This is a genomic window from Halanaerobium salsuginis (assembly GCF_900114545.1).
In the GTDB taxonomy this organism is placed as follows: Bacteria; Bacillota; Halanaerobiia; order Halanaerobiales; family Halanaerobiaceae; genus Halanaerobium; species Halanaerobium salsuginis.
On record NZ_FOTI01000016.1, the window covers coordinates 1 to 11,972 of the forward strand.

An 11,972-nucleotide genomic window follows, 5' to 3' on the forward strand; every position below is an offset into this window, starting at 1 on the left:
CAAGTCTAATAACTGTTTTTTTATCTCGAAGAGAAGTATCCTGAATCATTTGAGTTTTTCTATCATGAATCTTTTCTGCTTTTTTGCCGCAGACAGGACATTTAACATGATCTATTTTATAGTCAGCTACAAAAACTAAATATTCCTCCGTTTTAATTAAATCTGTTGCAACTAGGTCTGGTAAATCCATTAAATCTGTGATAAGATTATTATGCATTTGCTTGACTCCTTTATTGAATTTTTGGTGTTGTAACTATTTAATTCAACGGAGCCAGGCAAATGCCTTTTTTATTTAGATATTTTTAGATTTACAGTTTTTTCTTCACAACATTAATTATACAACCAAGAAAAATTACTTAATTTAATCGGACTGGATACAATAAACTTATTAGATACTTTTATTAAAGAATTAGAAGATAAGTTGACTTATAAATTAGCTGATGATGCTTATGCTGCCTTAATGGTTCATCTGGCGATTGCGCTTAAAAGAATTAAAGATGGAGACCAGATTACAATTGATTCCAGATTATTACTAGAAATAAAAAGCAGCAGAGAATTTACGCTTGCTGCTGAATTAGTAGCAGCAATGGCTGCTCAATCTTCACTAGAAATTCCCGAAGCAGAAATAGCTTATATTACAATGCACTTAATGGGAAGTAAAGGTAGGGGTAGTATTTATAATGATGAAATTTCTTTACTTGATGACTATCGCTTAGTTTATTTAACTAGAAAAATGATTGAAACAGCTGAACTTGAACTTGGTGTATATCTGGAAGATGATGAAGAACTTTTAATTGGGCTTGTTCGTCATCTTGAACCAAGTATTAAAAGAATAAAACTTAAACTTGAAATTAGAAATCCTCTTTTAGAAGATATCAAACTTAAATATCAAGCTTTATTTAATGCTGCTCAAAAATGTGCTGCAATTCTAGCTCGAGAAGAAAATATAGCTGTTCCTGAGTCAGAAGCAGCTTATATTGCAATGCACCTTGGCTCTGCTGTTGAACGGAAAAGACAGCCTCAGCAAAAATTTAGAGCCGCAGTTGCCTGTACTAGTGGAATTGGTGCTTCTCGCTTACTGGCATCACGTTTAAGCAAAGAGTTTAAGAATATAGAAATAAGTTCACTTATTTCTGCTCTTACTTTTGACAATAAATTAGTTGAAGATTTGAAGCTTGATTTAATAGTCTCTACAGTTGATATTCCTCAAAGTAAAGTTCCAGTAATCGTAGTTAGTCCTCTTTTAACAGAAATACAGCAGCAAAAAATAAATGATTTTTTATCTAGTCATCAGGCACGCCAGATATCGCCACGAAATAAAATAACTTTAGCAGAAAAATTAGAAATAATTAATAAGTATAATCAAGGTATTTTAGAAGTATTAAACAATTTTATGATTTATAATGACTATCAGTTTAGAAATTTAGCCGAATTAATTAATGATGCTGCTTATTTTTTGACTACAGAAATTGAATCTATAAGTCAATTAGCTAAAGATTTGCAATTACGAGAAGAAAAAGGCAGTACTGTACTAAAAAAAAATAAAATAATGTTACTCCACTGTCAAAGTAAAGCAATTACTGAATTAAAGATAGCTATTATCAAACCTCAATACAAATTTGAACTTAAAAATAAACAGGGAGAAAAAAATGAAATTGAAGTTGTTATTTTAATGGCAGCACCGTTAAAAGGAAGTATTCAGGGAAGAGAAGTGTTAAGTGAAATAAGCCGTTTATTAATTGAAAATTCTAACTTTATAGCAGCTGTAAAGAATACGGATCAAGAAAAAATCTATGCTGAATTAGCTGTTCATTTTGACTATTTTTTACAGCAAAAAAGTATGGTTAACTATTATAAGGAGGAAAATAGATGAAAAAAAGTAGTTTTCAAAATAACATTCAGAGCTTTGGCAGGTTTTTAAGTGGAATGGTAATGCCTAATATAGGGGCATTTATTGCCTGGGGTTTAATAACTGCTTTATTTATTCCAACTGGTTGGTCACCAAATGAAGATCTAGCAACCTTAGTTGGACCAATGATTAATTATTTACTGCCTTTGTTAATTGCTTTTTCGGGAGGTCGCCTAGTTGCAGGAATTAGAGGCGGAGTAATTGGAGCAATTGCTACAATGGGAGTTATTGTTGGTTCTAATATCCCAATGTTTATTGGAGCAATGATTATGGGACCACTTGGTGGATTTTTAATTAAAAAAGTGGATAGCCTTTTTGCAGACAAAATAAAATCTGGCTTTGAAATGCTGGTTAATAATTTCTCTGCTGGTATAGTTGGTGGGATTCTGGCAATTTTAGCTTTTCAGGTTATTGGACCAGTAGTTTTAGCTTTAAATGAAGTTTTGAGAATGGGAGTTCATACTTTTGTTAATCATGGTTTATTACCATTAGCAGCTATTTTTATTGAACCAGCTAAAATATTATTTTTAAACAATGCTATTAATCATGGTGTTTTAAGTCCACTTGGCATTCAACAATCAGCTGAAACAGGTAAATCTATCTTCTTTATGCTTGAAACTAATCCTGGTCCAGGTTTAGGAGTTTTATTAGCTTACTGGGTTTTTGCGAAGGGGATGGTTAAACAATCAGCACCCGGTGCTGTAATTATTCACTTTTTTGGTGGAATTCATGAAATATACTTTCCTTATATTTTAATGAAACCGGCTTTGCTTTTGGCAGTAATTGGGGGTGGAGCAAGTGGAATTTTTACTTTTAGACTTTTTAATGTTGGTCTGGTAGCAACGCCCTCTCCTGGTAGTATTTTTGCTTATTTAGCAATGACACCCCGGGGAAATTACTTAGGTGTTTTAGCTGGAGTAATTATAGCAACTTTAGTTTCATTTTTAATTGCTTCAATTTTAATTAAAAGATCTGTCTTAAAAGGAGATACAATGGAATTTGAATCAGCTCAATCTCAAGTTAGAGATTTAAAAGGTAAAGATTTACACATAGATAAAACAGATAAAAAATATACTGTGGATGAAATAAATGAAATTATTTTTGCCTGTGATGCTGGTATGGGGTCAAGTGCTATGGGAGCTGGTAAACTTAGAAAAAAACTGAGGGCAGCTGGCTCACAAATAAAAGTGATAAATAAAGCAATTGATGAAATACCGGCTGACGCTAAATTGGTAATTACTCATCATAATTTAACAAAAAGAGCTAAAAATCAAGCCCCTCAGGCAGAACATGTTTCGATTCAAGATTTTTTACAAACACCAGCTTATGACCTTCTAGTAGAAAGATTTACTTCTGATAAAAATAAACAAAGCCGATCTGCAGAAAAAAAATCTAGACAACAGACCAGTTTAAACACAGAAATTCTTAAAAAAGAAAATATCAAACTTGGTTTAAAAAGTGTTCAAAAAACTGAAGCAATAAAAATGGCTGGAGAACTATTAGTTAAAAGTGATTATGTAGATCCTGATTATATAGATGCTATGTTAGACAGAGAAAAGGAAATGTCAACCTATATCGGGGAAGGTGTTGCCATTCCTCATGGAGTAGGAAGTGCGAAAAAGAAAATAAAGCAGACTGGTATTGCTATTTTGCAATTTCCTGATGGAATAGATTTTGATGGTAAAACAGCCTATCTTATTATTGCGATTGCAGGAGTTGGCAATGAACATCTTAAAATATTAGCTAACCTATCAGAAGTAATTGAGGAAAAAAATACTGCTGAAAAGTTAAGAACAACTTCTGATTTGAATTATTTTTATCGTCAGTTTACTCTCTAAAAAGAGACAGGATATTATTTAAAACAGGTAAGTATAGTTGCAGGTTTTATTGCTGGTACTAGTGGTTTATTTATTAAAGTTAATTAGAAAGGTGATAAAAATGAAAACAAGAGCAGTTAGAATATATGGTGAAAATGATCTTAGATTAGAAGATTTTGAACTACCAGAAATTAAAGAAGATGAAATTCTGGCTCGAATAGTATCAAATAGTATTTGTATGTCAACATATAAAGCGGTTATTCAGGGGGCAAAGCACAAAAGAGTACCAGATGATGTTGCTGCAAATCCTACAATAACTGGTCATGAATTTGCAGGAGAAATAATTAAAGTGGGTGCAAAATGGCAGGATCAGTTTAGTTCAGGTGAAAAATTTGCTGTTCAGCCTGCTTTAAATTATAAAGGTAGTCCCTATGCACCTGGTTATTCATATCACTATTTTGGTGGTAATACCGAATATACAATTATTCCACCTGAAGTTATGGAACTTGGCTATTTACTAAAATATGAAGGTGAAGCCTTTTATGAAGCATCTTTAGCAGAACCAATGTCCTGTATAATTGGTGGTTATAATGCAATTTATCATACGGAAAGTAATAATTATGTTCACAAAATGGGAATTGTATCTGGAGGAAAAACTGCCCTGCTCGGTGCCGCTGGTCCAATGGGACTAGGAGCAATTGATTATGCATTACATGCAGATCGTAAACCTGCTGTTTTAGTTGTAACTGATATTAATCAGCCTAGATTAGATAGAGCTGCCTGTCTGTTTAGTGAAGAAGAAGCAGCTCGCCAGGGAGTAGAATTACATTTTGTTAATACAGCAAAGCTGGATGATGTAGTCCAGGGGTTGAAAGAATTAACTGATGGAACTGGCTTTGATGATGTCTTTGTTTATGCTCCAGTTCAAGAGCTTGCTGAGCAGGGAGATCAAATATTGGGCAAAGATGGCTGTCTTAATTTCTTTGCAGGTCCAACTGATAAACAATTCTCAGCTCAAGTTAATTTTTATAATATTCATTACTCTCCAACTCATATTATGGGATCAACCGGTGGTAATGATCAGGATATGCGTGAATCTCTTAAAATGTCAGCAGCAGGTAAACTAAATCCTGCTACAATGATTACTCATGTAGGAGGACTTAATAGTGCAGCAAATACAATTCAGAATTTACCAGATATACCTGGTGGTAAAAAATTAATTTATACCGGGATTGATTTAGCACTAACTCCACTTAAAGATTTTGCCAAAAAGGGTGAAAATGATCCCAGATTTACAAAATTAGCAAAAATTATTGCCGAAAACAATGGACTCTGGTCTGCCGGAGCAGAAAAATATTTATTAAATAATTTTGCTAAAAAAAATTAAGACAGGAGTGAAAAAATTGAAAAAAGGAGAGTTCACTTTACGAACAGAAGCAGGGTTTCATGCGCGACCAGCAGGCATATTTTCCAAATTAGCCAGTCAATTTGAAGCTAAACTTATTTTACTTAAAAATAATAATCAAAATAAAGAATATAATCCTAAAAGCATTATTTCAATTATGACAATGGCAGCAGTAAAAGGTGATACAATTACAATTATTGCTAATGGCAATGATGAAAAAGAGGCGGTTAATGCTCTATTAAACTTAGTAAATAGTAACTTTGAGTTGGCTAATTAAATAGAATAAATATTTAGATTTTTATTTTTTCCTGGTGTTTTTAATTTAAATTAAAAACACTAACTTTTTTAATGAAAATAATTGCTATTGGAAGCGCTTTTATGATACTATTTTTATAGATTATTAGTTTGTAAATATTTACTTAGAGGAGCTAACTGGATGGAAAAATTAGCAGAATACTTAAAAATAAAAACAGCGCCCAGGGCTAAAAGTGAAAATTTGGTTTATTGTGATAATTTGAGATTTACTATTTTAACAGAAAAAATTATCAGAATTGAATATGATACCGATTTAAATTTTGTTGATCAAGCTAGTCAGTTGGTCTGGTATCGTAATTTAGCAGAAGTTGACTTTAAAATAAAAAAAACTAAAGAAAAGTTAATTATTGAAACAAATCAACTTAAACTTAATTATTTACGAAATAAAAAAACACTAAATTCTAAAAATTTAACTATTAAAGTAAAAGACTCTGCGGAAATTTGGCATTATGGGGAAGGCAATCAGCAAAATTTTAAAGGAACTCATCGAACACTTGATGGAATTGATGGTGCAATAAGTTTAGAAGAAGGACTCTTATCTAAATCTGGCTGGACAATAATTGATGATAGTAATAGTTTGCTATTTACAGAATCAGGTTGGCTTGAGAAACGTTCTAACAATTCGGACTATTGCGATTTGTATTTTCTGGCTTATGGCACTCAATATAAAAGTATTTTGCAGGATTTTAGTAAATTGACTGGAGAAATACCTTTGATCCCCCGGTGGGCACTCGGTAACTGGTGGAGCAGATACTGGGAATACTCAGCTCAGGATTTAAAAGAGTTAATGCTTGAATTTAAAAAAAGGAAATTACCTCTCTCAGTTTGTGTTATTGATATGGATTGGCATCAAGTGAAAAATGATTATACAACTGGCTGGACAGGTTATACCTGGAATAAAAATTTATTTCCTCAGCCGATTAAGTTTATTAATTGGCTTCATCAGCAAGGTTTAAAGACTGCATTAAATTTACATCCTGCTGATGGAGTATATCCGCATGAAAAACAATATTCTGCAATGGCTAAGTCATTAGGAATCAATCCTGCATCTAAACAGGCAATTAATTTTGATTTAAGCAAAATTGATTTTATTAATGCTTATTTTAAATTTTTACACCATCCATTAGAAGAACAAGATGGAATAGATTTCTGGTGGCTAGATTGGCAGCAGGGAGATCAAAGCGGTTTAACTGGACTCGATCCTCTCTGGGGACTAAACCATCTACATTACTATGATCTGGGGCGGGAGAATAAGAAACGCAGTTTTATATTTTCACGTTGGAGTGGATTAGGCAGTCATCGCTATCCTATTGGTTTTTCTGGAGATACTGTAGTTAGCTGGGATTCGCTTAAATTTCAACCTTATTTTACTACGACAGCAGCTAATGTACTTTATAGCTGGTGGAGTCATGATATAGGTGGTCACTGTATGGGAACAGAAGACCCTGAATTATATCTGCGCTGGTTACAATTTGGAGTTTTTAGTCCAATTATGCGCTTACATTCTACCAAAGATGATTTTTTGGATCGGCGTCCCTGGGCTCATGGAGCTGAGATATTAAAAATTGCTCGCTTTTATCTGCAGTTAAGACATCAGCTAATTCCTTATCTTTATACACACAGCTATTTAGCTAATCAAACTGCTGTCTCTCTACTTAGACCAATTTATTATGAGGATCAATCACCAGCTGCTTTTGCAGTTCCTGATCAGTATTTTCTGGGTAGTGAACTTATTGTAGCACCATTTCTTGAGCCAACTGATCAGACAACAAGTTTAAGCAAACAAACTATCTGGCTGCCTGCTGGAGACTGGTTTAATTTTTTTGATGGCCAGAGTTATAAAGGAGCAAGTTGGCATAATGTTTACGGATCTCTAGCAGAAGTTCCAGTAATAGCTAAAGCAGGAGCTATTGTTCCTCTGGGAGCAGCAAGCAAGTTTGGAAGTACAGATAATCCAGTTGAACTGGAGCTTAATATTTTTCCAGGGGCAGATAATAGTTTTGAATTATACGAAGATGATGGAGCAGCAATAAATCCAGCTGCTGCCCGGACTAAATTTAATAGTAATTGGAAACCTAAACAGTTAAAATTTACTATTGAAAAATTATCTGGTAATGCAGATGTTATTCCAGCTGAAAGAAGGATCAAGCTTAAATTTAAAGCAGTAAAAAATGCAGAAGTTAAATTATACACTGATGGCAAAGCAACTAAAATTAAAGGTGATTATAACCTGCAAAACAATTGTCTATGCTTAGAGATTGATTATCAACCAACAAGTAGATACGAAGTTGTTTTAACTAATCAAAGTGGTTTGCTAAAAAAGAAAGATATTTCTCTAAGTAAAATTAAGCGGATAATTAAAAATTTCAAACTGGAGACAGTAGTTAAAACAGAATTATTTAAGGCAGTAAAAAAAGCTCGACAGAGAGATAGTGAAGTTGATTTTTTAAATCGTTTTTGCTCTGTTTTAAGTAATTCACAATTAGAAGTTTTAATTGCACTTCTCTATGATGCAGGAACAGCTCAGATAAAAACTGCTGAATTTAATAATTTAGTTATCTTTCAAGGCAAATTATCCGAATTAAATTATAATTTTTCCAGCGCTTTATTAGCTGCTGGTCATCATAAAGCTCAAGTTAATAATACTTCGGCTAAAACTAATCCTAATAAATTAATTGATTTGAATCAGCTTAAAGCAGATAAATGGAATTTAACTGTTAATTTTACTAAATTTATTCAGCATAGATATAGTTCAGATTAAATATATAACCAGCTAACTGCAGATTTTGTTAAGTCTGCAGTTAGCTGGTTAATTAAAATTAAAGATTTAATATTTTTATCTAAAAATTATAAATTAAGCTCCAGAATTTATTCTTCTCTAAAAACAAATTTACCATTAATAGCATAAATTATTGCAATTATGGGCGCAATAAAAGCCAGGAAAGTATAGGGAATATAGCTGAAATCTATATTTAAAACATGTTGAATATAAACAGAAACTACTCCCCAGGGAAGAATAGAGCAACCTAGTGTAGAAGCTGTTTCTAGAGTTCTAGATAATACATTTTTTTTAATACCTAATTTTTGATAAGCAGGTGCAAGTGTTCGTCCAGGAATAATAATTGAGACCATCATTTCTCCTGTTGCCAGTAGCATTAGATAGGCTGAGCCAAGTGAAATAAAGACCAAATCTCGCGGCTTTTTGATATATTTAGTCATTTCTGTCAAAATAGCACTTAAAACACCAGTTTCTTCTAAAATACCTCCCATAGCAGTCCCTGCCATGATAATTGCTACAGTACTCATCATATTATTAATTCCACCTTGAGTTAATAATTGATCAATTAGCGTAAAGCCTGTATTAGCCTGGTATCCATTAGCAGCTGTAGTTATAATTTCAGCTAAACTTACTCCTTGAGTTAAGATGGCCAATAAAGATGCTGTCAGAAAACTAACAGCTAGAGAAGCAATGGCTGGAGTCTTTTTAAAAGATAGAGTCAGCATAATAAATGGTGGGATTAAAGTTAGCAGACTAATATTAAAATTATGATTAAGATTATTAAGTATCCGATTAATAGTTGCCAAATCTGCTTGTGCTGTCAGATAATATTTGCCAATTATTGTATAAGCTACTAGACTAATTAAAGCAGCTGGAATAGAAACATACAGCATTGATTTAATATGGCTAAATAAATCTGTATTACTCATAGCAGCTGTTAAATTAGTAGAATCAGACATTGGAGATAGTTTGTCACCTAACATAGCTCCAGAAACAATTGCCCCAATTGTAACTGCTTCAGGGATATTCAGGCCCTGAGCAACTCCTACTAAAACTAATCCCATAGTAGCTATCGTTCCAAAAGAACTACCGATTAAAATTGAGGTTATGGCAGCCAGAATAAAAGCAGAAGGAAGAAATATTTTTGGAGAAAGCAATTTCAATCCATAAAAAATTAAAGTAGGGATAGTTCCTGCTAAAATCCAGGTTCCAATTACCATTCCGATAATAATTAAAATAATAATTGCTCCTAAAGAATTTTTAATCCCTTCAATAATTGCTAATTCTATTTTTTGCCAGCTATAGCCAAGATAAATAGCAAAAATTGCTGCAGTCATTGTGCCTAAAATTAGTGCTGTTTCTAAAACTAAAGCTGTTCTAATTGAAATCAAAATTACTGCAATTACAGTCAATAAGATAATTACAGCCTGTTTTACATCTGGTTTTTTAACTCCAGATTTATTCATTAAAATCGCCACCTTATTCAAGTAAAATGATTTTGAAATTATATTCACACCATTACTATAATATCTAGTTATTTCACTAAAAGTCAAATCAAATTTGAGTAATCTAGTTACTATTAATAAACTGTTAATATTTGTATTATAGATATAGTTAGGATGTGATTGAAAATGATTGTATTTAAATTGCTTTATTTTATTTAATTTAAATAAGCTAAAGGAGGTTTTTTAATTGAATTATTTTTTAACTTTTTTAACCTTATCTTTTATTATTTTTATTTATATAAATCCAGTATCTGCTTTTGATTATCCCAATTATGATAAGCGATTAGCAAATAAAGAATTTAAAACAGCTACCTTCTCTTTAGGTTGTTTTTGGGGGCCAGATGCTTCTTTTGGCGCTTTGCCAGGTGTAATTAAAACTAGAGTTGGCTATGCAGGAGGAACAACTACTGATCCCAATTATCAAATAATTGGTGACCAGACTGAAACTATTCAGATTGATTATGATCCTGCTAAAATTTCTTATCAAGAATTATTAGAAAAATTTTTTGTTTCTCATAATGCTTATGCTGAACCTTATTCTTCGCAATATGCTTCAAAAATTTTGTATCATAATCAAAGTCAGCAAAAAGCAGCTCTGGCTTTTAAAGAAAAACTGGAAACAAAGACTGGTCAAGAAATTAAAACAGAGATAAAACCGCTAAAAAAATTTTATTTAGCTGAAAACTATCATCAAAAATTCAGATTACAGCAGCATAAAGAATTTAAAAAATATTATTTAACCCAGATGAGTTTTAATGAATTTTTAAACTCTCCAACCATTACTAAACTAAATGCCTATTTAGCTGGTAAAGGTAAAGAAGAATGGCTGCTGCAAAATTTAAATGACTTAGCTTTAACTAATCATTTAGCTGAACAGCTTCTGAAAATAAATAAGATTGATCCAGCTGCCTGTACCAATCTCTGTCAGACTAAACCAGCTGCTGAAGTTAAGTTAGAACAAAAAGATTATTCTAAAAAAAGTGATTTAAAAACTAAATTAAATGATTTAGAATATAAAGTTACTCAGCTTGGTGCTACAGAACCAGCATTTAATAATCGCTATTGGAATCATAAAGAAGCTGGTATTTATGTTGACGTTGTTTCTGGAGAAGCTCTTTTTGCTTCAACAGATAAATTTCAGTCAGGATCAGGGTGGCCCAGTTTTACTAAGCCGCTTGTTACAGACAACTTGATAGAAGAAACAGATAATTCACTCTGGATGCAACGAACTGAAGTTAAAAGCAAAAAATCAGGTTCACATTTAGGCCATGTTTTTGCTGATGGACCAGAACCAACCGGGCTTCGCTATTGTATAAACTCTGCTGCGCTTAAATTTATCCCGGCAGCTAAGTTAGAAGAAAACGGTTATGGAAAGTTTAAATATTTATTTAAAAAAGAGGATGATTAGCTTGAGTCAAATAAAAAAATTAATTCAATCAGCTAAAAATGATCTTAGTAAAATTAAACAAAAAAAATTAATAGATTTAAGTCAGATAATTGATCAAAACATGCCTGTTTATCCAGGTGATATTAGCACAAAAGTGGAACAAGATCATAATTTGACTGAAGATGGATATGTTAACCATAATTTAACTATGGGAGTTCATAGTGGCACGCATCTTGACTTACCTGCTCATATGTTAGCAAGTAAATTAACTGCGGCTGATATTTCCCTTAACCAACTCAGCGGTCGAGCTGTAATAATTAACGCAACTGAACAAAAAGTAATTAGCTGGCAGTCTCAATATGACAGTTTAATTAGAGCTGGAGATAGAGTTTTAATTTATACAGGTTTTGACCAAAAATATGGAAGTAATGAGTATTATCAGGAACATCCTGCTTTAGATCTTGATTTGACCAGACATTTAGCTGATAAAAAAATTACTTTATTAGGAATTGATTTTCCATCTCCAGATTATTTTCCTTTTCCAGTTCATAAGCAGCTTTTTCAAACTGGAATTTATATTCTAGAAAATCTCTGTAATTTAGATAAACTAATTCAGTACAGTAGCTTTAAACTGCTAGTATTTCCGCTTAAAGTTACAGCAGAAGCAGCCCCCTGCAGAGTAGCAGCTCAACTTGATTAAATAATTTGACAGCTAGCAGGTTATCTGCTAAACTTAATAATGTAATTACTAAAATTTAAAATTTGAGATTATATAACTGGCAGATAATATGGAATTAACCATAGGGAAATATAATCTTTGTTTTTAAATCGCCTGCCTGGATGTTACTAAAATTT

Annotated in this window: 9 protein-coding genes and 1 riboswitch; of the genes, 7 read left to right on the forward strand and 2 right to left on the reverse strand. The window is 32.3% G+C overall.

What is annotated here, in order from left to right:
* A partial coding sequence (locus tag BMZ74_RS06720) for a transposase family protein (protein WP_177181383.1) occupies positions 1-217 on the reverse strand: 217 nt, incomplete at its 3' end.
* 183 nt (positions 218-400) lie between these two features.
* Here BMZ74_RS06720 and BMZ74_RS06725 point away from each other — a divergent pair.
* The 5 genes from BMZ74_RS06725 to BMZ74_RS06745 all read left to right on the forward strand — a co-directional run bounded on the left by BMZ74_RS06725 (position 401) and on the right by BMZ74_RS06745 (position 8,207).
* Positions 401-1,873, forward strand: a complete 1,473-nt coding sequence (locus tag BMZ74_RS06725) for a BglG family transcription antiterminator (RefSeq protein WP_281244080.1) — start codon at positions 401-403, stop codon at positions 1,871-1,873.
* Positions 1,870-3,747 (forward strand): PTS mannitol transporter subunit IICBA, encoded by a 1,878-nt coding sequence (locus BMZ74_RS06730; protein ID WP_089861320.1) that lies wholly within the window; start codon positions 1,870-1,872, stop codon positions 3,745-3,747. Before BMZ74_RS06725 ends, BMZ74_RS06730 begins: the two co-directional genes overlap by 4 nt.
* Before the next feature lie 100 nt (positions 3,748-3,847).
* Entirely contained in the window at positions 3,848-5,113 is a 1,266-nt protein-coding gene (locus BMZ74_RS06735; protein ID WP_089861322.1) for a zinc-binding dehydrogenase, read from the forward strand.
* A gap of 7 nt (positions 5,114-5,120) precedes the next feature.
* Positions 5,121-5,408, forward strand: coding sequence for an HPr family phosphocarrier protein (locus BMZ74_RS06740; RefSeq protein WP_425432340.1), 288 nt, complete (start codon positions 5,121-5,123; stop codon positions 5,406-5,408).
* Positions 5,409-5,567: 159 nt separating this feature from the next.
* Positions 5,568-8,207 (forward strand): glycoside hydrolase family 31 protein, encoded by a 2,640-nt coding sequence (locus tag BMZ74_RS06745; RefSeq protein WP_089861326.1) that lies wholly within the window; start codon positions 5,568-5,570, stop codon positions 8,205-8,207.
* A 107-nt stretch (positions 8,208-8,314) separates the two neighbouring features.
* On the opposite strand, the gene nhaC is transcribed toward BMZ74_RS06745, so the two are convergent.
* A complete protein-coding gene (nhaC, locus tag BMZ74_RS06750) occupies positions 8,315-9,691 on the reverse strand; it encodes a Na+/H+ antiporter NhaC (RefSeq protein WP_089861328.1) in 1,377 nt (458 codons plus the stop codon).
* Between the two features lie 226 nt (positions 9,692-9,917).
* Between nhaC and msrB the strand changes: the two genes are divergently transcribed.
* Both msrB and BMZ74_RS06760 read left to right on the forward strand, forming a co-directional pair.
* Positions 9,918-11,138: a peptide-methionine (R)-S-oxide reductase MsrB gene (msrB, locus tag BMZ74_RS06755; RefSeq protein ID WP_089861330.1), complete on the forward strand. Its 1,221-nt coding sequence runs from the start codon at positions 9,918-9,920 to the stop codon at positions 11,136-11,138.
* Position 11,139: 1 nt separating this feature from the next.
* Positions 11,140-11,817 carry a cyclase family protein gene (locus tag BMZ74_RS06760; protein ID WP_245750841.1) on the forward strand — a complete coding sequence of 226 codons (678 nt, stop codon included), beginning with the start codon at positions 11,140-11,142 and terminating at the stop codon, positions 11,815-11,817.
* 62 nt (positions 11,818-11,879) lie between these two features.
* A riboswitch (ZMP/ZTP riboswitch) is annotated at positions 11,880-11,966 on the forward strand.
* Positions 11,967-11,972 lie beyond the last annotated feature (6 nt).